Genomic DNA, 26332 nt, shown 5'->3' on the forward strand with positions numbered 1-26332 from the left:
GAATAATATCTAACAAGGCGATGGAGTTCGCCTCAACCGTCTCATGAGACTAATGACTCCTACCAGTGTGAGCTTCACTGGTAGGAGTCTGTTTTGTTGTTGGGACTGCTTTATACTGATTTTGGAGGCTGTCGTAATGAATCAATGGTCTGCACGATGGGTTGAATTCGCTAAGAAAAGAAGTCATTTTGCACTATGGAGTACGTTTATCAAATGGATTGTACTCGGAAGTGTGGTTGGACTTTTATCGGGAACTGCCTCGGCATTCTTTCTGAAAAGCTTAGATTATGTAACAGATGTACGTCTAGAGCATCCGTGGCTGCTTTATTTGCTGCCTCTTGGAGGAGTCCTTGTTAGTTTCTTATATATGCGTTATGGAAAAAACAGCGCTAAAGGAAATAATCTTATCATAGAACAAATTCAGGATGGTACAGAGACCATTCCTTTACGCATGGCACCCTTAGTATTGTTCGGAACACTGGTAACTCATTTGTTTGGTGGATCTGCCGGACGTGAGGGAACCGCAGTACAAATGGGAGGAAGCCTCGCGGAGTGGTTTGGGAAATTAATCAAAATCAGTCCGCTGGATCGCAAAATATTGTTAATGTGCGGGATTAGCGGAGGCTTTGGCTCTATTTTCGGAACACCACTAGCTGGAACCTTATTTGGTCTAGAAGTGGTAACGATTGGACTTATTAGCCAACAAGCGTTACTTCCATGTTTTGTGGCCAGCTTTGTTGGTGATCTGGTCACCACTCAATTGTGGGGCGTTCATCATACTCACTATGTAGTGAATGAGTTTCCTGCCTTAAGTGTAATGATTATTCTAAAAGTGGTATTGGCTTCTGTTATTTTTGGTCTTGTGAGTATGCTTTTCAGTGAACTGACTCATTTTCTAAAAAGAACCTTCACCGCCATGATTAGCAATCCGATGATAAAAGCAGCAGTAGGTGGTTTAATTATCATAGCGTTGGTATTCGTTGTAGGGTCACGCGACTATCTGGGACTTGGTATCCCTTTAATCAAGGATTCTTTTGAGGGAGATGTAACGCCGTTCGCTTTTTTATGGAAGCTGATTTTCACCGCTTTTACCCTGGGAACAGGATTTCAGGGTGGTGAAGTGACTCCGTTGTTTGCGATGGGAGCCACATTAGGCAATGCTTTGGCTGGAATATTACATGTGTATGGTCCCTTTTTAGCTGCGCTCGGATTCATTGCTGTTTTCTGCGGAGCTACGAGCACACCCATCGCATGCTTTTTAATGGGAATTGAGCTGTTCGGTTCGGAAGGTGCAATTTATATGTTCATCGCTTGTGTGGTGAGTTATTTATTCTCCGGACATTCGAGTATTTATACTTCTCAGCTTATCGGTGTATCAAAGAGTCAGCTCATTTCAATCCCTCAAGGGACTAGGATAAATGGTGTTAAAAAAAGAAAATGATTTTTCGGAAATATTTTTCATCTGTCAGAGGATGGTTAGTTCATGAGATGAGCTAACCTCCTTTTTTTGTTTCAAAAAACAAACCCTCCAATAAACCACCAGCCTTTACTTCATTTGATATAGTGTAAACCTAATATCTGAAATGAGGTGGGGATTATGATTTTGTCCGTGAAAAATCTCTATGTACGATACGGAGATAAAGTTGCTGTCCAGGATTTAAACTTTCATTTAGGTGAAGGAGAAGTAATTGGTTTGCTAGGAGCTAATGGTGCGGGTAAATCCTCGAGTATTGCTGCAATTCTAGGGATCGAGAAAAGCGAATTTCAAATGCTCGAAGTACTTGGGAAATCGCCATTCACAGAACGAAAAGAAGTGTTCCAAAACGTTGGCGTACAATTCCAAGATACGAATTTTCAAGATCGCCTAACCGTAGAAGAGGCTTGTATCCAATGGCGTGCTTTATACAAAAAACCACAAGCTATCGATCCTTTACTTATAACCTTTGGACTGCATGAAAAGAAAAAGCAGCTAGTAAGATCGCTATCTGGCGGTGAAAAGCAGCGATTAGCAGTTTTGTTAGCCCTCTTGCCTAATCCTCAGCTCGTTTTTTTAGATGAATTAACAACGGGGCTTGATACAAAAGCGCGTAAGATGTTATGGAAACAGCTTTTAACTATGAAAGAAAACGGACTATCGATTGTACTCACCTCTCATTACATGGACGAAGTAGAAGCTCTCTGCGATCAACTAATCATTTTAAGAGACGGTAAAACGGTCGCCTTTGGTTCCATTCAAGAAATTATTACACTTAGTGGACAACCAACATTAGAGGATGCCTATTTATATTTTGCAGGTGAGGAGGAATGGGTATGAAATTATTTTGGACGCTACTAAAAATAGAGGGCAAACTTGTTTGGAAAGGTATGGATATACTTATATTTGGGATCCTACTCCCGATCATTTTGGCGACTCTTTTTGGATATGTCATGAGTAAAGATGTGTCTGCCAGCGGAGCATCCATGTTTGAAATCTCTTACCCTGCAGTTATTTGTATTGGGGTACTCGCCACTGGCGTAATGGGTGTACCGCTTACCATTGCTGACTATCGTCATCGAGGAATTCTAAAAAGATTCCAAGTAACACCCGTATCCCCAGTACATATATTGTTTGCTCAAGTTGTTATTCAATTATCCTCAGCACTAGTTTCATTTATTGGCGTAACTACTGTATATACTTTATTATTTGATTATGAAATGAGAGGCTCATGGGGAGTCTTTCTGATAACTTATGCATTTGTTGTGTGTGCGATGTACAGTGTTGGGATTGCTATCGGCAGTGTCGTGCCTGATCAAAAGTCTGCAAATTTATGGAGTTCAGTGGTCTACTTCACAATGCTTCTATTCTCTGGCGCTACGATTCCATATGAAATTATGCCACGTTTTCTCCAATGGATAATGGATATTCTTCCGCTTTCACATGGTATTCATTTACTTAAACAAGTTTCGATTGGAGAGTCAATTCAGCACTTATTCTTTAGTATTATCATTCTTGTCTTATGTATATTGATTGGTTTGGGCAGCGCCATCAAATTCTTTAAATGGAAGTGAGGGAGGCGAAGGGATGTATAGCACCAAAGAAATAGCGAGTCTTGTTAACGTACATCCGAATACTGTTCGCATTTATGAAGAGTGGAAGTATATCTCTCCAGTGCCTCGTGCAGACAATGGATATCGATTATTTTCGGAGCTTCATTTATTTCAGCTTCAAGTAGCTAGAACCGCTTTTCATTGTGAGATTATTCAAGGTCATAGTCGAGCTAAAGCACGAGCTATTGCAGAAGCCAGTGGGAAGGGTGATTTCAAGCTGGCTTTTAAACTAGCCCAGGTCTATTTGGCTCATCTTGAACAAGAATACCGACTAGCTTTAGAAGCCATTCAATTGGTTGAACAATGGCTCAGTGGCAATGAGTCATTGTCTAATCAGACTTATAATCGAAATGAAGTCACACAATTATTGGAATTAACACCTGAAATCCTAAGGAACTGGGAAAGAAATGGCTTAATAACCGTTCCCAGACTACCAAATGGTTATCGCTTTTATACAGAACGAGAATTAAATAGAATGAAGATTATTCGTACATTGCGAGCAGCACACTATTCTATGAATGCTATTCTAAGATTAATAAATACAGCAGAACAATCAAAGGAACTAAGCATCAAAGAAATATTAGACACACCTGGAGAGTTCGAAGATATTGTCACAGTAACAGATCGTTTAATTTATTCTCTAGAAGAAGCGATACAAAAGGCAAAAGAAGTTATTCAACTGTTAGAGACTAAAAATAATTATGATTTCCCGCTCTAGGTTGACAAGTTTAGGCATGCGTTTTAAACTGTTACCAAACGAAGGGATGGTTTAACATGATTCATGTAGAAACTGTAAAGTTATATACCAGAGGCTGCTCCGAACAAACGGATACAAACGATGAAACGTTGTCCGGAGCTTAATCAAAAGCGTATTGCTTTTATATCATCGAATGATAGCTAGTCCGATTTAGCGTGAAATTTCATGCTTATTTGGTTATGCTATCTTTCGATGTTAATGATTAAGAGGCTGTAGACAATTTTCGTCTACAGCCTTTTGTGTTTATAATGCTCAGTTTCTAGACTGTCATTTATATGTTTGTGCCGTCTATTCGTGTACAGATAAGCAGAAGGCTTGTGCCCAAAGGGTGCAGTGTCTTCTGCTTTTTTTGCGTTCTTAATTAATTTCAGAAAAGAGGAAAAGGAAATGAGTTTACTTGAGGTTTCTAATTTGACACATGCTTTTGGCGATAAGGTCCTATACAAAAATGTCTCTATGGATTTGTACAAGGGAGAGCATGTAGGAGTGGTTGGACAGAACGGAACGGAACGGGTAAGAGTACGTTGATTAGCATCTTGACGGGGGAAGTGATCCCGGATGATGGAATGATAAAGTGGCAGCCCAATATTACAATCGGTCATCTCGATCAATATGCTGTCATGGATGGAAACTGTACGGTTCATAATTATTTAAAACAGGCGTTCTCAGAATTATACGAACTAGAACGAAAAATAAATGAGCTCTATGAAGAGTGCTCTGTAACCGGCAACGAAACGTTATTACAAAAGGCAGCAGACTACCAGGAACGATTAGAAGCGCTAGACTATTATTCGATGGAGAGCAATATCAGTAAGATGGTTATGGGTCTGGGGATCAACGCGATTGGAATCGACCGTCCCATCGAGCAGTTAAGCGGGGGGCAACGGACTAAAGTTATACTGGCCAAGCTTTTACTTGAACAACCTGATGTGCTATTACTCGACGAACCAACCAATTATCTAGATACCGAACATGTTAACTGGCTCGCTGAGTATTTGATTGCCTTTAATCAAGCGTTCATTGTTGTATCTCATAACTATGCCTTTCTCGATAAAATATCCACTAGCATTTGCGATATAGAGGGGGAAACGATAAAAAAATACCACGGTAAATACTCGGATTTTGTGAAGCAGAAGGAACATTTGCGAGAGAGTTATATCCGGCAATATCATGCACAGCAGAAAAAAATAGAAACTACAGAGCAATTCATTCGAAAAAACGGTGCGGGTGTTAATTCCAAAATAGCCCGTGGTCGCCAGAAACAGCTGGATAGGCTGGAACGAATCGCAGCTCCAACATTTGTATCCAAAGCGTCTATTCGCTTTAAAGAGCTCCCATGCACGTCACAAGTAGCGCTTAAAGTGGATCAATTAGTGGTTGGTTACGATAAACCTTTGTTGCCTAAATTGAAGTTCTCCATCCGTGGCGAACAAAAGCTGGTGATTACGGGGTTCAATGGAATCGGGAAATCAACATTGCTTAAAACATTGGTTGGTGAAATCAAAGGGATAACCGGTAGGTTTCAGTTTGCAGAACAAGTTAAAGTCGGTTACTTCGAGCAGGATTTAACTTGGGAAGATGATATGATGACACCTATTCAGGTGATTTCAGCTTATGATCCAAAACTGACTGTAAAGGAAATACGTCGTCATCTGGCACAGTGTGTGGTTAAAGATAACCTTGTAACACAGTCTATCCGTACGCTCAGCGGCGGAGAACAGTCTAAGGTTAAGTTGTGCCGATTACTGCTCTCACCATACAACTTCCTAATTATGGATGAGCCGACCAATCACTTAGATGCTGAAACGAAAGACGCATTGAAGAAAGCTCTAATTCAATTTAGCGGTACTGTTATTCTTGTTTCTCATGAAGAAGAGTTTTATCAAGGGTGGGTCGATCGTGTGCTTAACATAGGAGATGAAACCAGAAGTAAAGGAAGTAAGTACTAATGCAAACCATGAATGACAATTGGAAAAGAAAAATAACCCTATTTCTAACGGCTCAAACCATATCTTTATTTGGTTCCTCGCTGGTTCAATATGCGATTATTTGGTATATCACTCTAACTACCTCTTCAGGGGTGATGATGACGATATCAACCGTCTGCGGCTTTCTCCCGCAGATGGCGATATCGCTGTTTGCTGGGGTATGGATCGACCGTTATAGTCGTAAAAAAATGATCATGCTAGCGGATGGTATGATTGCGATCGCTACTCTTATCCTCGCTGTGATGTTTTTGATGGGCTATAAATATATTGGGTTGCTATATGTAATTTTGCTGATCCGAGCGGCAGGTACGGGGATACAGGTTCCTGCTGTGAACGCACTTATCCCTCAAATTGTTCCAAAAGATCAGCTTATGAAGGTGAATGGAGTAAATAGTAGTATTTCATCCTTGATGATGTTTCTAGCTCCAGCAGCAGGGGGCGTGATTCTATCGATTAGTACCATAGAAACTGCCTTTTTTATTGATGTGATTACTGCAATTATTGGAATTGGTATGATGTGTATAATCGTTATTCCAGTTCATGCTAAGTTGGAGGAGGTTCAGAAATCGAATGTACAAGATATTAAGGAAGGATTTAAGTACCTAAAGGATCATGTCTTTATTAAGCAATTACTAATCTATTTATTTGTCGTAATGATACTGATCAGTCCAGCAGCCTTCTTAACCCCTCTAATGGTGAGTCGATCCTTTGGTTCAGAAGTATGGAGATTGACCGCAAGTGAGATGACTTTTAGCGTAGGGGCGTTAGTTGGAGGGCTTCTGATAGCGTCATGGGGCGGCTTTAAGTCTCGTATGCATACCAACATTATAGCATGTGCTCTCTACGGTTTGCTGATGGTTGGACTTGGCTTCGCTCCTATGTTTGCAATGTATTTATTGTTTAATTTGTTGATAGGCGTAACGATGCCTTGCTTTAACGCTCCTTTGACAGTGATGTTGCAGCAGAATGTGGAGCCGAAGATGCAAGGTAGGGTGTTTAGTCTTGTTCAAGTGACGAACTCATGTGCTTTGCCACTCGGGATGGCGCTGTTTGGTCCGCTAGCTGATAGAGTCCAAGTGGAGAATATTCTTTTATTCGCTGGTTTTGCAGTGATTATGTGCGCCTTCTATGCAGTGATTAAACTTCTTGCCTTAGCAAAGAACTACGATTAACATGAAGATATTCCAAATAAATACAATCATAGAGCAGAGGGATCTTAGTTTAGTAATTTGTGAAGGGGGTTAGGTATGTATATCCATACATCTTCTTTAACGCAGTTCCATCAAGGATTAGAGCCAAATGATTCATCACTCGAGCTATTCCTTAATCAGCATTTAGATCGTTATGATAAGTTAGAGCCTCACATCCATGCTTTTGTATCGGAAGAGAAAAGAACAGATAGAATCATGAGTGAAGTAGCGCAGCTAAGACAAACCTATCATGAGCTCCCAAAACCATCATTATACGGAGTTCCAGTAGGAGTTAAGGATCTAATTCATATAGACGGTTTGCCCACTCGTGCCGGTTCAAATCTTCCTCCACAGGAATTAACACGTTCAGAAGGTAGTTTTATTAAAAAGCTGCGGCAAAAAGGAGTATGGTTCACAGGCAAAACGGTGACCGAAGAGTTCGCATATGCCGGGCATCTCCCAACTCGTAATCCTCATCATTTGGATCATACACCAGGCGGCTCTAGTGCAGGGTCTGCAGCGGCAGTTGCCACAGGTATGTGTCCATTTGCGATAGGTACACAAAGTTTGCGTTCTGTTATGGCTCCTGCTTCTTTCTGTGGTGTTGTTGGATTTAAGCCAAGCTATGGACGTATCCCTTTGGATGGTGTTCAGTTGATGTCCCCTTCATTTGATACGATGGGATTTTTCACACAGGATATGGTTAGCATGGAGTGGGTCTCTTCAGAACTCATCTCGGAATGGAGGCCTTTCGAAGCTAACCGTAAACCCGTGCTTGGTATTCCAGAAGGGGTATTCATGACTTTATTGGAAGAGGACGCTAAACATACTTTTTGGAGCCAGATTAAGAAGTTGGAAGAGGCAGGCTTCGTCATAAAAAATGTTAAGATGCCATGGGAAGATAGTTTCATCTATGGGGATGGAATGTTGAGGTTAGTACAAGGGGAAATGGCTCAAGTGCATGCCGTACGATTTGAAAAATACAAAGATTGCTATGGTACTGCGATGCGTGATGGTATTGAATCAGGTCAAACCATCAAAGAGGAGGAACTGGAGCGATATCGTAGAGGACAAATCAAATTGAGATATGATCTACTGGATGTTCAAAAGACAGAGGGGATTGATATTTGGGTCTCGCCCGCTCAAGCAGGAACTGCTCCATTGTGGGGAACACGGACAGGATGGGCTGGAATGACCGCCATATGGTCATACGCAGGAGCGCCAACTGTGAGCATTCCTTCAGCCACTATTCGCAACATGCCTTTAGGATTTCAATGTATTGGGGCTTACGGGCAGGATGAAAAGCTTATATATTGGAGTAGACTTGTATCACTAGCACTGGGGTGAGCCAATTTGGGCTACAGATGGGGCAAGTTCGAGGTTAGATAACAGAGTGGGTCTTCAATACAATTGAAGATCTACTTTTTTTGTATAAAGTGAGAGTTTTTCTGATAGGGATCGTCTATACAGTATCGTGCTTCAAGGAGGCTTAAGGGTGAAGGGACATGTACCGAAAGTTGAAAAAGAGGATGAGAGGCAATGGATTCAAAATGTTCTGCATGGACATAAAGAAGATTATTCGTTTCTTGTGAATCGATATAAGAATAAAATTTATGGACTTTTGAGAGGGATGGGAGCCGATCACCAAGATGCTCAAGACATCACTCAGGAGACGTTTATTAAAGCTTATCGTAAGCTGGCCTCACATGATTTAGATAAAAACTTTGCGGCTTGGCTGTATACCATCGCGACTAATTTATTGAAGGATCTTTGGAAAAAAACTCGTCCTACAGCAAGCCTACCAGACGATCTTGTTGAACTTTCCCTTTCAAATAATCCAGAGGAAGAATTCATTCGATCAGAGTATCGCACAGAGCTGCTTCACCTAATGCAGAAGCTGCCGCCTAATTATCGGATGGCTTTGCTGCTTCGTTACACCAATGATTTAAGCTATGAAGAAATGTGTACGCTCTTAGAGGTCCCTATAAGTAAAATTCAAAATGACCTTTATCGTGCGAAACATCGATTGAAGCAAATCATGACACTCCAGGAGGTGAAGAGCGATGAAGTGCTTAAGCCCATATGAGATCGAGCAATACATCCTAAGTACACCTACCTCCCGACCTTTTGAAAATGTAGATCATATCGCTGCTTGTACCCATTGCAACTTAATCTATCATATGCTATTGGAAGAACAAGAGGAGTGGTCGCAAGCGTTGTTTGAGGAGAAACTGCCAGAGTCTTTTACGGATCAAGTTATGGCTTCAATAGAATCAGTAGTACTAGAGAAAGTAACGGTACCTGACATAAAGCGAAAGAATCCGAAGATTCTTAAGTTACTTAGATTAGCCATGGCAGCAGCTTTGCTACTGGTTGTTCTGAGTGCCGTGATTTTATATTCTGTACCCACATTGGCAGAGACTTTACGTTCTCTTTTTGTGAAAGATAATGTTGACATTGGCCTTTTGCGAGCGCAAGAATTTGGGTTGGTAGATCATCCTAATATAAAAGTGAAGGATAAAGGCTATACGATTAAAATTGACGAAGCCGTAGCAGATCCTACTCGTGTGATTGTCGCTCTACAGTTGTTCGGACCGGATGGTAAACATGACAGACATCGCTTGGGTTTTGGTGAAGGTAATAAGATTGAAGTTAAAGATGATCATGGAAAAGTCGTTGGAGAATTATACGATATGGGATTTACCAACGATTTTTACTATATGATCGCTAATTTTTCGGAGCCATTGCAAGCCGATCAAATTACAGTCGAAGGTCATATAACTGAGTTGGGAAGCAAGGGAAGAAATATTCCTATTTTACAAGGAGATTGGAATTTCAGTTTTTCGATGGATATGACAAAAGCGAATCAACAAACAACCTCAGCTCCCCTAACGGGTAGCTATACTTCTCCGGACGGTTTAACAGTGACTTTGAAAAGACTAACTCATATGGTTCAAGGTGTTCGTTTTGAATTTGACACTCAATTAAGTGAAGAGGCATTGAGTCGTTCTCCAGGTGAATTATGGAAGCAGCAGGGGCTGAAGTTCCATTTTGAAGATAGCACGGGAGAAGAGATTCACAGTGTTAATGCGAGGAAATTACCGAGTAAGGATAGTGTAATGTCACGATCTTCGGCACCCGGTGATAAACCTGGATTAATGCATTGGAGCTATACATTTAAATATTTACCCCAGGATACGCCATATACTTTTGTGTTCGATGGATATTTTGTTCCTGAGAAGGATGGTTCGAGCGTGCAATTTGAGCCTTCTAAGTTGAAGGAACATCCGATTCCCTTTGATTTTGATGGAGATGAGCTCATGTTAAATGATTTTACTGTGGAGTCGCCACCCAATACCAATGGATCTGCGAAGGAAGGTTCGCTACATTTTAGCGGAAGATTGAGAAATGAATTTATGAACAGTGAGTGGATATTTAAAGACCTTGAGGGTAAAGAGTATCCCCTGTCAGGGCGAGGAGGATATTCTACTGATGGGTCCGGATGGAAAGATGGTTATATCGTAATCGTTGAATCACAGTCAAATAACAAAAAGAATTTTTTTCAGTTCCGTGCTGCTGGCCTTACTAAAATCCCTAATCAGCTTCAATTAATACGTACAGTAGTTAACCGTTTGTACACCAATGTCGATTGGACCGTTCCTATCATGGAAGTTAGCAAAAAATAATAAAATCAATCTTTATGCTTCCAAATTGTACAAGCAAGAACTAGAGAATTCGCATCTCATATACTATCACAATCGAAAAGAGGTGGTAGTTTATGACTGCTGCAGAGAAGAGAAAAATTCAAAGAGCTTTAAATGCTTTGCGTAAGCAGAGAGTGATTCTGAAAGAAAGTCTTAGAAGAATTGAAGCATTACTTTGCAGGTTGCCTATTGGCAGTCGTGAAAGATTTGAATTGTTAGCAGTAAGAGACTCAATTGTCGAAGCGCTTCGACTGAATGCAATTGCTATAAGAAACTTAAAAGATGTTTCTTGTGCATGTTAAGTCCGCAAGATGCTATAGAAGCGGGTGTCGTTCATTTAAGGACGACACCCGTTTTTCTTGGTGTAGTTTGTCTTTGAAATCCGTTATGATACTATAAGCTTAATGTGCCATAAACGTATAAAAGAGAGGGATACATACATGATCAACAAACTATATTACAATTCTACATATCTGACTGACTGGCAAACCCGTATTACGGAAACGATAGAACGAGAAGATGGGCTCTATGTTACTTTGGAGGAAACTGCTTTTTATCCGCATGGCGGTGGGCAACCCTGTGATCTAGGGACTATACAGGATATCCCTGTACTTGATGTAATCAGTGAGGAAGATCTTGTCCTACATAAGCTGGAACGTCTGCCTGATGATTTAGCTGTCAATTGTCAGATCGATTGGACGAGAAGATTCGACCATATGCAGCAGCATAGTGGGCAACATTTGCTGTCAGCAGTCTGTCTTGATCTTTTACAGTTTATGACTCTAAGCTTTCATTTAGGTGAAGATTATTGCACCATCGACATAGAAGCTTCAGAACTGTCGCCTAACCAGCTTCATTCCATTGAGTGGGAGGTTAATCGGCAGATTTACCGGAACCATTCCATTCTTAGCTATTTTGTAACAGGGGAAGAAGCTTCCCTGCTTAAACTGGTCAAACAGCCAAAAGTGACGGAGAACATCCGGATTGTAGAGATCAAAGATGTTGAATATAACTCTTGCGGAGGTACGCATGTATCTTCAACTGGTGAAATTGGTATGATTAAGCTTCTGAAAGCGGAGAAACAAAAAGGGAATACGCGGATTTATTTTAAATGTGGATACCGTGCTTTGAAGGAATTTAATAACAGTCTGCAAATCCTTGGAGCACTATCTTCCAAGTTCAATACGGGAAAAGATGGAATTATCGATCGAATTGAAAAGTGGGAGAATGAACAAAAGCAGCTGCAAGCGGAAATTACACTACTAAAAGATAAGAATGATGATTATATCGAACAGGAGCTTTTAGCACAACAAGAAGGAAAACTGATCGCAAAAGTATTCGAGGATAAATCACTGAAAGATTTACAAAGTTTAGCTAACAAGCTTACTGCGAAATGTGATGTTCCAGTTTTATTGGCTAGTTCTGCTGAGAATAAGGTTGTGTTTGCGCAGAACGGCAGTGCAGAGATCTCCTGTGGAGCTTTTTTCAAAACGCATCTTAGTACCTACAATGGAAAAGGCGGAGGCAGCGATAAATTAGCGCAAGCTGGATTCCCAACTTGGGAGGACGCTTTGGCGTTTTATGAGTTTGCTAGAAGTTAAGATTACAATATAAAAGACAGATGACCTGACTGCGGTAGTCTCCGTGGATCAGGTCTTTTTTGCATGATGAAAGGGAAGAATAAGAAACTTTTTCCAAAAAATGTCGTCTAATTACATATGACTATAAAGTCGAGGGAGAAGAATAGAAATGAATAAATGGAAGGTTACGCTAGGAATCATAGCTGTTTTGATTTTTAGTACGGGGTTTGGATCTGTATCTGCGCAAGCAGAAAGCCAAATTCAATTCAACTTTAAAGAAATCGGAATCAGCAGTAAACAGGTCATCACAGAGAATACAACTTTTGTGCCTCTGAAATCACTCGCAGATGCTATGGGGTACACATTATCCTGGGATCAACAAACCAAAACGGCCAAACTTGTTCGTCCTGAAAGGGAGGTTATTTTCACAACTGGTACTGTAAAGTCAAAAGTAAATGAAGCAGTGGTGAATTTAACGAAATCCCCACGTATTATTAAAGGTTCAGTGTATGTGCCATTGGTCTCAGCGGTCAGTGCACTTGGAGGTAAAACGGGGCTTAATAAAACGGATGGGGTTATCCAGATCGTAGATGAAGCTAGATTGGTTTCTGCTTCTGTAGATGGTAGATCCTATTGGATATCTCAGAAAAACGGAGATTTGTATTACCGTGCTACCTCAGCTGGGAAACCGGTAATTATTGGTCGACTACCGTTCAAGGAATCAGCCTACAACTACGCTTTTGAGGTCAAGAAAATTGTCAATGGCACGGATCTTCTCCGGTTAACAGACAATCACTATGCCATGTTCACCGATTTCAATAGCAGCTATCAAGTATTGGTCAAAGCAGGCACTATTCTCAAACAAATGAATTATCAATATATGAATTCTGCTTATCCACATGCGCCGCAAGTGCCTTCTACTCAGTTGTATATGACAGATGGGAAGAACGTGCAGTATATTACTAAGGATGGCGATCTAGGGAAGTTATTTGAGATGGAGAAGCTAACCGGGGCAACAGGAGATTTCATCGTGGAATATGCATCGGAGGATGTGGCGCTCATACGTTTATTAGATACGACACACTTATATTTGGTTTATAGCAGCTCTGGGGAAATCATCAATCTCAGCGAACAACTGATAACAAGTGAGGATCGTAAGGAATGGGATAGAGTGAATGATGGCAGAGATCCATATGTTTTGACCAGAATGTTAGTATTGAAGGGTCGCAAAGGGAATGTGCTGACATTTACCTATACTCCAATCCTTGAGGAAAAAGCAAAAACAGTGACATTTACACTTCAATCCAAATAATTGCAGTTACTTTTATGTAACGAGAAAAAAGAGCGATGTTATGAATCGCTCTTTTTGTGTTCGGGATTATTTCAGCATCATCGTACTTCCACCCTTAATCTGAACAGGTTGATCATTTACAGATACCCAGACATCAATAGCAGAGTTGTTACGGATGATCTTTTTGTCAGCACTCATTTTCAGTGAATACAGCGCAGTGACATAATCATAAATCTCTATATTGGTTGCGTACCAAACATCCGGATGTCCACCAGCTTGTTGGCAAAAGTTCTCGATAAGCTCCCAATTGTTCTGCTCAGCAAATTCATAACTATGACCCCAAACATAACAGAGTCTTAGTTTTTGGGATGGACCCTCCGTTGTAAATCGCTCCCATACGTGATGGAGATCTTCATTATGTTGGCATGTTGGATGCCATTCCATGAAATTCAGAGGCATATCAAACTGTTTGGTAGAGTGGACAGTACGACTGTATTCAATCCCAACAGACTGAAGTGGCGCTATGATTTCTTGAGAGTATGTACCGTAAGGATAGGACATTCCACGTACCGGATAATCCACTAGTTTCTCAAGTCGCTTACGGTCTTCAAACAGCTCATCGATCACCATAGGTAAAGGAAGACGTTCTAGATGTGGATGAGTAACAGAATGGGCAGACACCTCGTGGTTTCTGAGTGAATGTTTAACATCAGCAGAAGATAAAAATCCGGGTGCGTTTATCATAGCGCTATTTAGATGGAAAGTACCTTTAATCCCATATTGATCAAAAATCTCCGCCAAGCGAATATCGTGTTTTTGTCCATCATCATAGCTCATAGTAAGCGCCTTGGGCAATCCGCCCGGGAATAAATTAAATTGAAGCTTCATGAATTCACACTCCTATTCATATGTTCATTTCGAAAATTACCTCATCCAATTATAGACCTTATAATCGGATTCCCGTCTTAACAATGAAAGTGTTTGCAGAAAGAAATAAACTGATAAGAAGAGGGGCTGCCTGTCTGACTTTCTCTATGTTGTAAAACTATTATATGTGATAGACAGAAGAAACTCACTCTCATATTTTAGCACTAAGTTACTGATTGCCCCAATCTTTTTAATCAGTAGAAGGAAGTAGGCAGCTATCAGGCTGTCAGTGGTAAAAGCTAGTGATGCGCGCGCATTATACAATAATGCGGAGCTTATAGTATTCGATGAACCTACATCTGCTATTGATCCAAAAGTCAAGATAAAGTGGCTATTTTATTTCACATCGGTTGGGCTCGGCTAAGAATGTGGATACGGTCTATGTTATGTATAATAGAGAGATCGCTGAAGTAGGGGACTATCAAGATTTAGTGCTTCACAAAGGGATTAATGCAAACATGTACGCTTTACAATCATCTTGGTATAAGTGGAGAGGAGAAAGACATCATGACTGAGAAAGAAAAAATGTTAGCCGGGAAGCTATATAAAGCATTTGGAGAGGAATTGCTAGGGGAACGTCAGCATGCTAAAGAGATTTTGTTTGAATTTAATGCTTTACGACCTAGCGAAATTGATCAACGAAATGCATTAATAAAACCATTATTGGGACGTACAGGAGCTAAGTTTTTCATAGAACCGCCATTTCGTTGTGATTACGGCTATAATATCTCAATTGGTGAGAACTTTTATTCGAATTACAACTTTACAGTCTTGGATTGCAACACAGTAACGATAGGGGATAATGTGTTGATCGGGCCTAATGTAAGTATATTTGCAGCAGGTCATCCCGCTCATTATGAACTGAGAGTTGAGGAATATGAGTATGCTTACCCCGTTACTATCGGAAATAATGTATGGATCGGCGGTGGAGCAATTATAAATCCCGGGGTCACTATCGGAGATAATACCATCATCGGATCGGGCAGTGCTGTTACTAAAGATATCCCTGCAAATGTGATTGCAGTGGGTAACCCTTGCAGAGTCATACGGGAGATAACTGAAGATGATAAGGGTCAATATGATCATAAATAAGAAGTTAATCATACTGCCATGTAAGCTATCCTTTTCTTATCTTCGCTGCATATATGATTTGCCCTGTGTGTTACCCTCATGTCCAAAAAGTTAAAACTGACGTTGCATAAATGTGTTAGTTCAGTTGTATGATATAATTGTTGAAAAAAAGGCATAGGGAGAACTATATGACTACAATCATTGATAAAATCGCTTGGATTCATATCGAGAACGGACAAGTTTTATGTACACGTTCCAAAGGGAAAGATACCTATTATTTGCCTGGAGGAAAAAGAGAAGCGGGGGAAACAGACGAGGAGACGCTTTTGCGCGAAATTGAGGAAGAAATCTCTGTTCAGATTAAGGATGATACCGTCTCTTATTTTGGAACCTTTGAAGCAGAGGCTCATGGCAAAGCAGAAGGTGTTACAGTAAAAATGACCTGTTATATTGCGGATTATGAAGGGACATTAACGCCAGCGTCCGAAATCGAGGAATTGACTTGGTTAAGCTATAAAGATCGAAATCGTGTATCTGTAGTTACCCAAATTATTTTTGATCAATTGCATGAGAAGAATTTGCTCTTATAAATCAACTAGAGAAAAGTTTTTGAAGTCCGTTTTAAGCCCGTACGAAGGCTTGAGACGGTCTTTTTATTTCTATGAGCAACAGCAGCCGCTTGGGCAATAACAACGTTTCTTCTCATTTAGGACAGATGTCCTTTTTTAAACCCTTGAATTGCTTTTTAATATGTAAGAGATCGAAGTTGAGGAGAGAGAGAAATGAGAGGGATTATATTTGCATTTTTAGCGGGGGCTTGTATTACGTTACAGGGTGTATCAAATGCTCGAATTAGTCAAGATATCGGGACTTGGCAGGCGGCGACAATTACACAGTTAACGGGGTTTATCATGTCCTTCCTAATTCTTTTGTTCGTTAGAGATGGGAAATGGGGAGGAATAAAGCAAGTAAAACCCTTATATTTGATCGGCGGCGCTTTTGCAGCTGTAATTATTTTCAGTGAAGTAACGGCCATTCAGCAAATCGGTGTTACATTTACAATATCCTCGTTGTTGATTGCTCAGCTATGTCTGACCTTCTTGATTGATATTAAAGGCTGGTTTGGAATGGAAAAACGAAAGATGAGATTACCGCAGTTCATCGGCATCGGGTTGATGATATCTGGCGTTGTGATACTAAAATTCTAACAACCTTGAGTATAGTCGATAAATGGAGGAATTAAGTTATGGTTATTGGGTTGATATTAGCGCTTATTGCGGGATCACTCGTGAGTCTGCAAAATATATTTAATACGAAAGTTAACGAAAAGGTTGGTTCTTGGGCAACGACAACTTTAGTGTTAGGGATGGGATTCTTAGCTTCATTTATTATGAGTCTTATCGTTGAGGGAAACCGTATATTTACTTTGAGAAATATGGAGCCTTGGTATTGGATCAGTGGTTTGATCGGAGTCGGGGTGGTATTATGCCTTGTGCAAGGTACTAAACGACTGGGCCCAACGTATGCGATTTCGATCGTATTGATCTCTCAGCTTGGGTTCGCACTACTCTGGGATTCACTAGGCTGGTTAGGGCTTGAAAAGGTTCCTTTTACTTGGAAACAGTTGCTTGGAGTACTGGTTATTATTGGGGGTATCCTCGTATTTAAGCTAGGTGGCGAACGGGAGACGCAGAAGGCAGCTTGATTTATTCTCAGACTCATGTCTGTCAATATAAAAGTGATGGCAGTCACACGAGGCTGGAACTAATTCAAATTATACTTTGGGAAAGTACTCGCTCAAATATAAATAAGGAGTGGATCATCCTATGTTCATACAATTGAACTCCCAAACTATTGAAAAGTTAGAAAAAAACCTTGGTGAACGACTCGGATATTTTAAATTATTTTTCGACACAGAGGGTTGTGGTTGTAATGGTGTGATCGTAATTCAGATCATTAGTGAACCCCATCCTACAGATATTGAAGTTCAGAAAGAGCCTTTTACTTTTTTTGTTGACCGACAGCAGGAATCTTTATTTGATGAACAGATGCGGCTTGAAGCAGATGAGAATTACCCGTCGTTCAGATTAAGAAGTGATTCGAGTCTGTTAGGAAGTAATATTCGAGTAAAAGATATTCGATAGGCGGGTCGGAGCAGTTGAATGTAGAGTGTGTAGAGTGGCTGATGAAGCGATTCTGCACACTTTTTTTATTGCTTACTATGTCACGTCGTGATATAGTCACGTTGAGACATATTTAATTGTGACGTATAAATGCTGTTACGTAATAAGGGAGCTGGGCATGTTGAACCCTGAGAAAGTGTTAAAAAAATATGTACCCATGACTGAAACAGCTTTCTATATTCTTTTATCCTTAGATGAACCACGTCATGGATATGGAATAGTGAAGCATGTAGAGAAAATCACGAAAGCACGCCTTTTGTTAGGCTCAGGTACTGTTTATGGCACGTTAACGAAGATGCAAAAAGATGGGATGATTACTGTTTTTGCTGATGAAGAGAGAAAAACGGTTTATGAAAGAACAGACTTAGGGATGCTAATTCTTGCTACTGAGATCAAAAGGCTTAAAGAGCTGCATGAGAATGCTATAAAATATGGGGGTGATGTAGATGATCATCAAAATATTTAAACCCTTTTGGAGTTATGATGTTCAGAAAACCGAAGATTGGTTGGCTTCTATGGCGCAAAAAGGTTATGAACTTATCCGAATCAACCGTTTAACTAGATATTTTTACTTTCAACAGGTTGAATCGAACGTAGCTAACTATCGGATCGTATTTGATAAAGTTCGAAATCCATCCCTTTCTAAAGGATTATTAAATTTTGGATGGACGAAGGTGTTACAGAGCGGCAAATGGGTTGTGACGATGAATAGGCTGCCTTTAGAACAGATAAGAACATTTCCTGATCGAGAAGGGATCGTAAAGCATAACAAGAAGATCATGTATATTTTTACGGGGATATTGATTTATTTAATGGTTGCATTCCTCAATGTAATTTTAATAAGTGCAATAGCAATGAGTGTATCCAAATTTAATCATTTTAATGTTTTCAGTGGACCGTATGGTTTTATTCCCGCTACTGCATTGGGGCTTAGCGTGATCTTGTGTATTTTCACAGTGTATTCGTTGATCACATTAAACAAGACTAACAAAAGAATAACAGAAGAATTCTTACAGCCAAGCAAGTCAAATGGTCAAGTGACACCCCTTCAGCAAATCATACTAAGTAAAAATGAAGAAAAGCGTTTGAAAAATTCAGGTCAACTTGTAATGAAGTGGAAGCCTGGATGGATGTATGCGCCAGATCGGCTTGAGGCATGGCTAGAGGGAATGGAAGAAAAGGGATATAATCTGTACAAAGTTGGCAAAACAGGTGCTGCCTTTTATTTTATAAAAGGGAAACCTCGTAAGGTGTGTTATTGTGCGGACTTACAAAATACTGCAGACACCAATTACTTCAACATTCACATGGAATCTGGCTGGGCATGTCTGTATAAATCGAGTTCATGGACTCAAAGATGGGTTGTATGGGGCCAAGAATATGTACCGGGTGAAGCAAAACCGCAAATATACAGCGATAAGTTAAATCAACTGAAACTAGCTAGACGTATAGCCTTAACTTATTCTGCTATGTTCTTGCCCCTTATAATTGTATATACGTATACCATAGTAATTAACATTAAATTATTGACTTACTCAAATCTGGATCGATTGCAGCTCATAAATTTGATTTTGTTCGCCATATTAATTCTCATGTTTGGCTCGTATGTAAGTCGAACTTGGCTATATTACAACCGTCTTCGTAAACATCATCTATAGTATCGTGGAGGTGTATGATACAACAGAACATTTATGACAACCCTGAGTTTTTTCAAATGTATAAGAACTTAAGGGAATCAAGAATTACATACAATGACTTTATTGAACAACCTGCAATAAGAGGGTTACTTCCAGACCTACAGGATTTAAACGTTCTCGACCTTGGCTGCGGTTTTGGTGAAATGGCAAACTATATGATTGATAACAAAGCGTCACACGTAACAGGAGTAGATATATCAGAGAAAATGTTAGCTATGGCAGGGAAGCGACCTGAGATCCTTTATATACAGGGTTCTATGGAGGAAATCAATTTTAATAGTAATGAATTTGATTTGGTAGTAAGTTCGTTAGCTTTTCATTATATTGAGGATTACAAAGCACTCATTAGTAGGATTTCAGAATGGATTAAACCCTATGGGCATCTGGTATTTTCAACAGAGCATCCGGTTGTTTTATCAAATAAGAGCCAAAGTGGGTGGGTTAAAGATCCTGATCATAATATCCTACATTGGCCTATTGATAATTATGGAGAAGAAGGTCTCAGAAGCCAGTTTTGGGGAATTGACGGCGTCATAAAATATCACAGGAAACTTTCAACATTACTTAATACGTTGATCCAAAATGGACTAACTGTTGAAGAAATTGTTGAACCCGAATCCATAGCTGAGGGACTAGAAAAGATGCCCAAATTATTAAATGAGAGAAGGAGACCTTCATTTCTATTAATTAAGGCTAGGAAAACGCTTATCCATGGAAAGTAATCTTCAGTTATTAATGAACTTTACCATCCGATTGAGGACGATTCCTTTATACTTATGTATACAGATCTACAAGGAAACTAAGGGGAGTGTTTGTATGCATGAAATACCTCATGAGGATTATTATAAAGTGAAGCCGCTACTTCAAGGAGAGCATATCCATCCCGAAATTCTCTCTGTGATTGAAGGCAATAATCCAGGTTGGATCTTTGTGGATCAAATTACAGCACCAAAGAGTGCGTTAGTATGGAGTCAGGGGATTGAAGGGTTTTATCTTATCGGCGATCACACCAATCAAGCCTTTATCCATGCATTGGATGGTTATGTAACGAGTTATATAGTACCTAGAATGAAGGAACTCGGGATGGAACATTTCGAAGTTTCTGGTCAACATGAGGAATGGAATCTTGAATTGATATTTCCTTCTAGGAAGCTATATCCTTTTGAACAGATGGTGTTCAAGTTACTTCACAAGCCGCCTACGACGCAGACTAATGGGATTAGAACTATAAATCTTAAAATGCTGGATTGGGAAAACTTAGATCTAAAGAATATAGAATTTGTACATGAAAATATTGATTTATTCTGGTCATCGAAAGAAGACTTTGCGGAAAAAGGCTACGGATATGCTGCAGTTGAGGGATCTGAAATTATGGGGGTGTGTTATTCTAGTTTTGTTACACAGGATACACACGCAATTGGAATTGAAACCCTTCCTAAATATCAGAAACAAGGAGTGGGGACACATTTAGCAACGCTAGTAGTTGAAGATGTGCTTGCCAATGGCTTTATTCCTTACTGGGATTGTTCACTGGATAATGAAGCTTCGAAAAAATCGGCACTACGACTAGGTTTTCAGCAGATACATCAATATAAGTGTAGTGCTTTTTCGATATGATCATTTATGAGACGTCAACTCTTCGGAGCAGACGTCTTTATTATATTTACTGTGAAGTTGTAAATACTTTAATATGATATGTAATTTGGTATAACTCGATAATTATGAGAGAATGATCATCGGAACGAGTTGAACTTTTGAATATATTATTAGGTTAGGATGATCTTCCATGAAAATTATGCTTGTCGAGGACGATAGAACAATTGCGTCAGGGCTCGAATACTCATTACAACAGGATCACTTTGAAACCGTCCTATGTTATGATGCCACTACTGCAAAAGCGGTGTTATCTGAGCAGTTGTCAGAGCTCACCTTATGCATATTTGACCTCTCACTTCCGGATGGAAGCGGTTATGAATTATGCAAACTCGTGAAAGCGCAAAGTGATATACCTGTAATTTTTTTAACGGCGATTGATGATGAGGTCAATGTGGTGATGGGACTCGATATGGGGGCAGATGATTACATAACCAAGCCTTTTCGGATTCGGGAGCTGCTTTCGCGGATTAAATCGGTGTTAAGGAGATATAACAAGCAAGCACAGACCCAATCCATGATTGAATTAGACAATATACGTATTAACACACTGGAAGGTAAGGTTTATAAGAACAGCGATGAAGTGCTACTGACCGCATTAGAATATCGGTTGCTACTGATCTTTGCTAATCATGTGGGGCAAGTTCTCTCGCGAAATCAATTGCTAGAGCGGATCTGGGATGTAGCTGGAGAATTCGTGAACGATAATACATTGTCTGTTTACATAAAAAGACTTAGGGAAAAGTTAGAAGATAACCCCCAAGAACCTACACTGATCAAAACAGTGCGTGGGTTGGGTTATAAGGTTGGTGATTAGGTGCTTCGTAATAAAGAAATCAGATGGTTATTGTTGACGATGTGCTTGATCAGTCTTGTGGCCGCAGCCGTAGCAGCATTTATATCACTGGAGGCGTTGGGAATCACAGCTGTGACTTCGGCTTTGCTGATAGGCTGCAGTTTAGTATTTACTCGCTGGAGATACGGTGAAATTGAAAAGCTCTCTGGATATCTGCGTCAAATCAGTAGTGGGAATTATACGCTTGATGTTCGTGATAATCAGGAAGGTGAGCTTAGTATCCTGAAGAATGACATTTACAAAGTGACGTTAATGTTATCCGAGCAGAGCGCGCAATTACAAGAAGATAAACTGAAACTCACGAATGCGATTTCGGATATCTCTCATCAGCTCAAAACCCCGCTTACCTCCATGACTGTGATGGCCGATTTATTAAGTGACCCGGAGCTGCATGTGGAGAAAAGAATGGAATTCACACGGAAGATTACTGTTCAACTCGAACGAATTGGATGGTTAGTTTCCTCATTATTAAAGTTCTCCAAGATCGATGCTGGAACTATTCATTTTAAAAAAGATCAAGTTCAAGTGAAGAAGCTAGTTCAAAAATCTTTGGAGCCCATGTTAATTCCAATGGATATTAAAGAACAACGGATCCTGATTGATGGAGAAGATAGCATCACATATGCGGGCGATCTCAATTGGACAACTGAGGCGATCATTAATATTCTGAAAAACTGTGTAGAGCACACACCTGCTGGGGGAGAAATTTCGATTTCTTTTGCAGAAAATGCACTGTTTACGGAAATTATCATTACAGATAACGGCAAAGGAATCCCAAAGGCAGAGCTCCCCTATATCTTCAAACGATTCTATAAAGGTAAGAATGCAAGCGAAGATAGTATAGGGATAGGACTTGCCCTAGCACAAAGCATTATCACAGGCCAAAACGGAACGATCGATGTGAAGAGTGAAGTAGGAAAAGGTACACAATTTCAGATTAAATTTTATAAGCAAGTTATTTAGCACTTATGGCTTAGTGACTAGAATGTCACTTTAGAGTCACTGGATAGTCATTGTAGACAGATATACTGATCTCATCAACAAATGGAGGTCTAACAATGGACATTTTAAAGATTGAACATCTGTCTAAAACATATGGAAAAGGCGAAACAGCGGTAAAAGCACTGGATGATGTATCTTTTTCGATTAAAAAAGGGGAATTCGTAGCGATTATCGGGCCTTCAGGCTCCGGGAAATCGACCATTCTGCACTTATTAGGCGGAGTGGATAGACCGACAAGCGGCAAAGTATTCGTAGATAACACGGATATTTATGAATTGAATGAAACACAGCTGGCGATTTTTAGACGCAGACAAATTGGGCTGATTTATCAATTCTATAATCTTATACCGGTGCTAACGGTCGAAGAGAACATCACACTCCCTTTACTGCTTGATCAGCACAAGGTAGATAAGAAACAATTTGCGGATACCGTAAAGGCGTTAAATTTGGAAAATCGCTTAAACCATCTCCCGAATCAGCTCTCAGGTGGGCAACAACAGCGGGTTTCGATAGGCAGAGCGTTAATTAGTAATCCTGCAATCATGTTAGCGGATGAGCCAACCGGTAATCTGGATAGTAAGAACAGTGGTGAAATTATAGATTTATTAAAAATGTTTAATAAAACCTATAATCAAACACTGATTGTCATTACTCATGATGAACGGATTGCATTACAAGCGGATAGAGTAATTACCATTGAAGATGGAAGGATCGCCAAAGATGAGGTGATTCGTCCGTGAATATCGTAAATAAATTAACACTTAGACATTTGAAGCAGAATAAGCGAAGAACATTAGTTACTATCATTGGAGTCATCATTTCTGTGGCTATGGTGACGGCGGTGGCAACACTTGGTTTTTCATTTATGGAATTAATGAGGAAGCAGAGTATCTCGACTAATGGAGAATGGCATGTCCAATACAGAAATGTTACTAAAGCTCAGCTTAAAGCGATAGAAGCGGATGATGCAACGAAAACACTTGTCATCTCAAATGATCGTGGGTATGCCCCTTTAGAGGGGGGACAGAATGAGAACAAGCCCTATTGGTATATCAAGGAATATAATGCAGCTGGTTTTAAACAATTTCCGGTTGAGCTTCTGGAAGGAAGACTCCCGAAGACTAACTATGAAGTAGTCATTTCTGAGGAAATCGCAAAAAATGCTAAAGTAACATACAAGATAGGTGAAGCTCTAACGCTCGATGTCGGAGAGCGAGTTACTAGGGATGATAAAAATAGTGGTCAACCCTTATCCCAAAACGAACGATTACGGACTGAAGATGACACCCTGAATGAAGAGATCATTCATAAAAAACCAATGAACTACACAATTGTGGGAGTGATAAAGCGCCCCACTTGGGAACCAACATGGTCTCCGGGTTATACTGCCCTAAGTTATGTGGATGAAAGCTTGATTGGAGCAGCCGAAAAAACTACAGCTACAGTTGTATTAAATAAGGTGGATAGCTCCATATACAAGCATGCAGAGGAATTGGCAAAAGAAAACAATATAGAGTCGATTTCTTATAATAATAGTCTGCTGCGTTATTATGGTGTGACGAATAGCGATGGTTTACGTAATACACTTCTTTCATTGTCAGTCATCGTTATGACTGTAATTATCATTGGCTCTGTTTCTTTAATCTATAATGCATTCGCGATTTCTGTCTCGGAACGTGCACGCCATTTAGGAATGCTCTCCAGCGTAGGTGCTACAAAGAGGCAGAAGCAGAATTCGGTGTTTTTTGAAGGAATGATCATCGGTTTAATTAGCATCCCTATTGGAATCCTTTGCGGAATTGCAGGAATTGGGATCACCTTTATGTTTATTAATTCGATGATTCAAGATGTACTGGGGATAACGGAAAAATTAACATTGGTTGTTACACCTCTGTCCCTATTCACCGCTTGTGTAGTTTCGATACTTACGATTTTTATATCCACTTATCTTCCAGCCAGAAAAGCTTCCAAGATTTCGGCGATTGATGCGATCAGACAAACAACCGATGTTAAGCTCTCAGGTAAAGCAGTGAAAACTTCCAAGTTCGTTCGCAAGCTGTTTGGAATCGAAGCAGAAATTGGTTTGAAGAATTTAAAGAGAAATAAACGCAGGTACCAAGCAACCGTGTTCTCACTTGTCATTAGTATTGTTCTGTTTTTATCCGTATCTTCGTTCACTACTAATATGAGAAAGTCGGTAGAACTCTCACAGGATGGTTTGAACTACGATATTCAAGTTTATATGGGGACTGAGGACGCTCAAAAAGTAGATCGGTTGACGAAATCGATATCTGCCTTACCTAATATAACGGAATATAATGTGATCAGGGAACTAAGCTTGAGTTCATGGATTGATGAAAAAGATATGGCAAAAGAATTGCAAGAGATCGTGGAGAAGGATAGCAGTATTTTAAAGAATGGGAAATATCCTTACTACATTCAGATCCATGCCCTAAATGAACAGAGTTTGAGAACCTATGCAGAATCGGTCGGTGTAAGTTATGAACAATTAACGGATCTCAATCAGATGTCAGCTATTGTGAATGATACCGTCACCTTTGAGGATGAGAGCGCCAAAAAGATTATTGAGACCAAAGCTCTTCATTCGGAAATCGGTCAGAAGCTTGATTTAATTTATACGGATTGGAACACAGAGAAAGAGACGAAATTACCACCAGTAGAAATTGTCGCATTAACTGATAAACGCCCTATGGGTGTTCATTCAGCACTAGTTGGTGGATTAAACATCATTGTCTCTGAACAAGTCTTTGATCAATTAACAAATGATACGATGAGTAACGATATACAAAGCCGACTAAACCTGAACAGCTCTGATCCATTAGCGACACAACAGGCCATTGAGGAAATGAAAGAGCGGAATGTCTATGTCCAAAATGTGTTTCAAAATAGACAAAATAGTGAGCAGATGATTATGTTAATGTCTATTTTCACCTATGGTTTTATTGCTTTGATTACATTAATATCGATTGCGAATATTTTCAATACGATATCAACTAGCATATCACTTCGTAAAAGAGAGTTTGCGATGTTGAAGTCTGTAGGGATGACGCCAAACGGTTTTAATAAAATGATTAATTATGAAAGTATCTTCTATGGGATAAAATCACTACTTTTCGGGCTTCCGATTAGCATAATCGTGATGTACTTGATCTATAGATCCATGATGAGTAGTTTCTCCTATGGATTCGCACTTCCGTGGATGAGTATCTTGTATGTCATAGTCGCTGTCTTTATCATCGTTAGCTCAGCTATGCTGTACTCCAGTTCAAAAGTGAAGAAGGAAAATATTATTGATGCTTTAAAACAGGAGAATATATAAAGATTG

General features: G+C 39.9%; 25 protein-coding genes, 1 pseudogene and 1 riboswitch. Of the genes and pseudogenes, 25 read left to right on the top strand and 1 reads right to left on the bottom strand.

The features are described 5' to 3' along the window. The first annotated feature begins 7 nt into the window (after positions 1–7). Positions 8–69: riboswitch (Fluoride riboswitch) on the top strand. A gap of 67 nt (positions 70–136) precedes the next feature. The 12 genes and pseudogenes from R50345_RS14110 to R50345_RS14165 all read left to right on the top strand — a co-directional run bounded on the left by R50345_RS14110 (position 137) and on the right by R50345_RS14165 (position 13618). After that, the gene (locus tag R50345_RS14110; protein ID WP_042127515.1) at positions 137–1441 is read left to right on the top strand and encodes a voltage-gated chloride channel family protein; all 1305 of its coding nucleotides are present in this window, start codon (positions 137–139) and stop codon (positions 1439–1441) included. Positions 1442–1597: 156 nt separating this feature from the next. Further along, a complete protein-coding gene (locus R50345_RS14115; protein ID WP_042127517.1) occupies positions 1598–2314 on the top strand; it encodes an ABC transporter ATP-binding protein in 717 nt (238 codons plus the stop codon). Then, the gene (locus R50345_RS14120) at positions 2311–3048 is read left to right on the top strand and encodes an ABC transporter permease (protein ID WP_042127519.1); all 738 of its coding nucleotides are present in this window, start codon (positions 2311–2313) and stop codon (positions 3046–3048) included. The genes R50345_RS14115 and R50345_RS14120 overlap by 4 nt, the downstream gene beginning before the upstream one ends. A gap of 13 nt (positions 3049–3061) precedes the next feature. Then, positions 3062–3805, top strand: coding sequence for a MerR family transcriptional regulator (locus tag R50345_RS14125; protein WP_042127521.1), 744 nt, complete (start codon positions 3062–3064; stop codon positions 3803–3805). Positions 3806–4231: 426 nt separating this feature from the next. Further along, positions 4232–5793, top strand: a pseudogene (locus tag R50345_RS14130) (ABC-F family ATP-binding cassette domain-containing protein). 8 nt (positions 5794–5801) lie between these two features. Continuing rightward, complete coding sequence (locus tag R50345_RS14135) at positions 5802–7004, top strand: MFS transporter (protein WP_042132168.1); 1203 nt, start codon at positions 5802–5804, stop codon at positions 7002–7004. Between the two features lie 75 nt (positions 7005–7079). Then, positions 7080–8369 carry an amidase gene (locus tag R50345_RS14140; RefSeq protein WP_052414598.1) on the top strand — a complete coding sequence of 430 codons (1290 nt, stop codon included), beginning with the start codon at positions 7080–7082 and terminating at the stop codon, positions 8367–8369. Between the two features lie 148 nt (positions 8370–8517). Next, positions 8518–9108 (top strand): RNA polymerase sigma factor, encoded by a 591-nt coding sequence (locus R50345_RS14145; RefSeq protein ID WP_042127523.1) that lies wholly within the window; start codon positions 8518–8520, stop codon positions 9106–9108. Beyond that, entirely contained in the window at positions 9086–10708 is a 1623-nt protein-coding gene (locus R50345_RS14150) for a DUF4179 domain-containing protein (RefSeq protein ID WP_052414599.1), read from the top strand. Before R50345_RS14145 ends, R50345_RS14150 begins: the two co-directional genes overlap by 23 nt. 92 nt (positions 10709–10800) lie before the next feature. Further along, a complete protein-coding gene (locus R50345_RS14155; protein ID WP_042127526.1) occupies positions 10801–11028 on the top strand; it encodes a hypothetical protein in 228 nt (75 codons plus the stop codon). 138 nt (positions 11029–11166) lie between these two features. Next, complete coding sequence (locus R50345_RS14160) at positions 11167–12327, top strand: alanyl-tRNA editing protein (RefSeq protein WP_042127528.1); 1161 nt, start codon at positions 11167–11169, stop codon at positions 12325–12327. Between the two features lie 148 nt (positions 12328–12475). After that, positions 12476–13618 (top strand): copper amine oxidase N-terminal domain-containing protein, encoded by a 1143-nt coding sequence (locus R50345_RS14165; protein ID WP_042127530.1) that lies wholly within the window; start codon positions 12476–12478, stop codon positions 13616–13618. A 66-nt stretch (positions 13619–13684) separates the two neighbouring features. On the opposite strand, the gene R50345_RS14170 is transcribed toward R50345_RS14165, so the two are convergent. Next, a complete protein-coding gene (locus tag R50345_RS14170; RefSeq protein WP_042127532.1) occupies positions 13685–14485 on the bottom strand; it encodes a polysaccharide deacetylase family protein in 801 nt (266 codons plus the stop codon). Positions 14486–15031: 546 nt separating this feature from the next. Between R50345_RS14170 and R50345_RS14175 the strand changes: the two genes are divergently transcribed. From R50345_RS14175 to R50345_RS14235, 13 genes are all read left to right on the top strand, one after another. Next, entirely contained in the window at positions 15032–15616 is a 585-nt protein-coding gene (locus R50345_RS14175; RefSeq protein WP_042127534.1) for a sugar O-acetyltransferase, read from the top strand. A gap of 167 nt (positions 15617–15783) precedes the next feature. Continuing rightward, a complete protein-coding gene (locus R50345_RS14180; RefSeq protein ID WP_042127535.1) occupies positions 15784–16185 on the top strand; it encodes an NUDIX hydrolase in 402 nt (133 codons plus the stop codon). A 192-nt stretch (positions 16186–16377) separates the two neighbouring features. Continuing rightward, positions 16378–16803, top strand: a complete 426-nt coding sequence (locus tag R50345_RS14185; protein ID WP_042127536.1) for a DMT family transporter — start codon at positions 16378–16380, stop codon at positions 16801–16803. Positions 16804–16841: 38 nt separating this feature from the next. Beyond that, the gene (locus R50345_RS14190; protein ID WP_042127538.1) at positions 16842–17300 is read left to right on the top strand and encodes a DMT family transporter; all 459 of its coding nucleotides are present in this window, start codon (positions 16842–16844) and stop codon (positions 17298–17300) included. A 121-nt stretch (positions 17301–17421) separates the two neighbouring features. Beyond that, entirely contained in the window at positions 17422–17739 is a 318-nt protein-coding gene (locus R50345_RS14195) for an iron-sulfur cluster biosynthesis family protein (RefSeq protein ID WP_042127540.1), read from the top strand. 157 nt (positions 17740–17896) lie between these two features. Next, entirely contained in the window at positions 17897–18244 is a 348-nt protein-coding gene (locus R50345_RS14200; protein WP_434059713.1) for a PadR family transcriptional regulator, read from the top strand. Continuing rightward, positions 18225–19436, top strand: a complete 1212-nt coding sequence (locus R50345_RS14205; RefSeq protein ID WP_042127543.1) for a DUF2812 domain-containing protein — start codon at positions 18225–18227, stop codon at positions 19434–19436. Before R50345_RS14200 ends, R50345_RS14205 begins: the two co-directional genes overlap by 20 nt. Before the next feature lie 17 nt (positions 19437–19453). Continuing rightward, positions 19454–20197, top strand: a complete 744-nt coding sequence (locus R50345_RS14210) for a class I SAM-dependent DNA methyltransferase (RefSeq protein ID WP_042132172.1) — start codon at positions 19454–19456, stop codon at positions 20195–20197. A gap of 94 nt (positions 20198–20291) precedes the next feature. Continuing rightward, on the top strand, positions 20292–21092 hold the full coding sequence (locus R50345_RS14215) for a GNAT family N-acetyltransferase (protein WP_042127544.1): 801 nt from the start codon (positions 20292–20294) through the stop codon (positions 21090–21092). 169 nt (positions 21093–21261) lie between these two features. After that, a complete protein-coding gene (locus tag R50345_RS14220; RefSeq protein ID WP_042127546.1) occupies positions 21262–21945 on the top strand; it encodes a response regulator transcription factor in 684 nt (227 codons plus the stop codon). After that, entirely contained in the window at positions 21946–22947 is a 1002-nt protein-coding gene (locus tag R50345_RS14225) for a sensor histidine kinase (RefSeq protein ID WP_042127547.1), read from the top strand. A 95-nt stretch (positions 22948–23042) separates the two neighbouring features. Next, positions 23043–23726, top strand: coding sequence for an ABC transporter ATP-binding protein (locus tag R50345_RS14230; RefSeq protein ID WP_042127549.1), 684 nt, complete (start codon positions 23043–23045; stop codon positions 23724–23726). Beyond that, positions 23723–26326 (top strand): ABC transporter permease, encoded by a 2604-nt coding sequence (locus R50345_RS14235; protein ID WP_042127551.1) that lies wholly within the window; start codon positions 23723–23725, stop codon positions 26324–26326. The genes R50345_RS14230 and R50345_RS14235 overlap by 4 nt, the downstream gene beginning before the upstream one ends. Positions 26327–26332: the final 6 nt, after the last annotated feature.

It is taken from the genome of Paenibacillus sp. FSL R5-0345, from assembly GCF_000758585.1.
GTDB lineage: Bacteria > Bacillota > Bacilli > Paenibacillales > Paenibacillaceae > Paenibacillus_AQ.

Excerpts from the sequence above, each read along its gene's own strand:
- R50345_RS14110 (WP_042127515.1), top strand. The coding sequence starts at position 137 with ATGAATCAATGGTCTGCACGATGGGTTGAATTCGCTAAGAAAAGAAGT.
- R50345_RS14115 (WP_042127517.1), top strand. The coding sequence starts at position 1,598 with ATGATTTTGTCCGTGAAAAATCTCTATGTACGATACGGAGATAAAGTT.
- R50345_RS14120 (WP_042127519.1), top strand. The coding sequence starts at position 2,311 with ATGAAATTATTTTGGACGCTACTAAAAATAGAGGGCAAACTTGTTTGG.
- R50345_RS14125 (WP_042127521.1), top strand. The coding sequence starts at position 3,062 with ATGTATAGCACCAAAGAAATAGCGAGTCTTGTTAACGTACATCCGAAT.
- R50345_RS14135 (WP_042132168.1), top strand. The coding sequence starts at position 5,802 with ATGAATGACAATTGGAAAAGAAAAATAACCCTATTTCTAACGGCTCAA.
- R50345_RS14140 (WP_052414598.1), top strand. The coding sequence starts at position 7,080 with ATGTATATCCATACATCTTCTTTAACGCAGTTCCATCAAGGATTAGAG.
- R50345_RS14150 (WP_052414599.1), top strand. The coding sequence starts at position 9,086 with ATGAAGTGCTTAAGCCCATATGAGATCGAGCAATACATCCTAAGTACA.
- R50345_RS14155 (WP_042127526.1), top strand. The coding sequence starts at position 10,801 with ATGACTGCTGCAGAGAAGAGAAAAATTCAAAGAGCTTTAAATGCTTTG.
- R50345_RS14160 (WP_042127528.1), top strand. The coding sequence starts at position 11,167 with ATGATCAACAAACTATATTACAATTCTACATATCTGACTGACTGGCAA.
- R50345_RS14165 (WP_042127530.1), top strand. The coding sequence starts at position 12,476 with ATGAATAAATGGAAGGTTACGCTAGGAATCATAGCTGTTTTGATTTTT.
- R50345_RS14170 (WP_042127532.1), bottom strand. The coding sequence starts at position 14,485 with ATGAAGCTTCAATTTAATTTATTCCCGGGCGGATTGCCCAAGGCGCTT.
- R50345_RS14175 (WP_042127534.1), top strand. The coding sequence starts at position 15,032 with ATGACTGAGAAAGAAAAAATGTTAGCCGGGAAGCTATATAAAGCATTT.
- R50345_RS14180 (WP_042127535.1), top strand. The coding sequence starts at position 15,784 with ATGACTACAATCATTGATAAAATCGCTTGGATTCATATCGAGAACGGA.
- R50345_RS14185 (WP_042127536.1), top strand. The coding sequence starts at position 16,378 with ATGAGAGGGATTATATTTGCATTTTTAGCGGGGGCTTGTATTACGTTA.
- R50345_RS14190 (WP_042127538.1), top strand. The coding sequence starts at position 16,842 with ATGGTTATTGGGTTGATATTAGCGCTTATTGCGGGATCACTCGTGAGT.
- R50345_RS14195 (WP_042127540.1), top strand. The coding sequence starts at position 17,422 with ATGTTCATACAATTGAACTCCCAAACTATTGAAAAGTTAGAAAAAAAC.
- R50345_RS14200 (WP_434059713.1), top strand. The coding sequence starts at position 17,897 with ATGTTGAACCCTGAGAAAGTGTTAAAAAAATATGTACCCATGACTGAA.
- R50345_RS14205 (WP_042127543.1), top strand. The coding sequence starts at position 18,225 with ATGATCATCAAAATATTTAAACCCTTTTGGAGTTATGATGTTCAGAAA.
- R50345_RS14215 (WP_042127544.1), top strand. The coding sequence starts at position 20,292 with ATGCATGAAATACCTCATGAGGATTATTATAAAGTGAAGCCGCTACTT.
- R50345_RS14220 (WP_042127546.1), top strand. The coding sequence starts at position 21,262 with ATGAAAATTATGCTTGTCGAGGACGATAGAACAATTGCGTCAGGGCTC.
- R50345_RS14230 (WP_042127549.1), top strand. The coding sequence starts at position 23,043 with ATGGACATTTTAAAGATTGAACATCTGTCTAAAACATATGGAAAAGGC.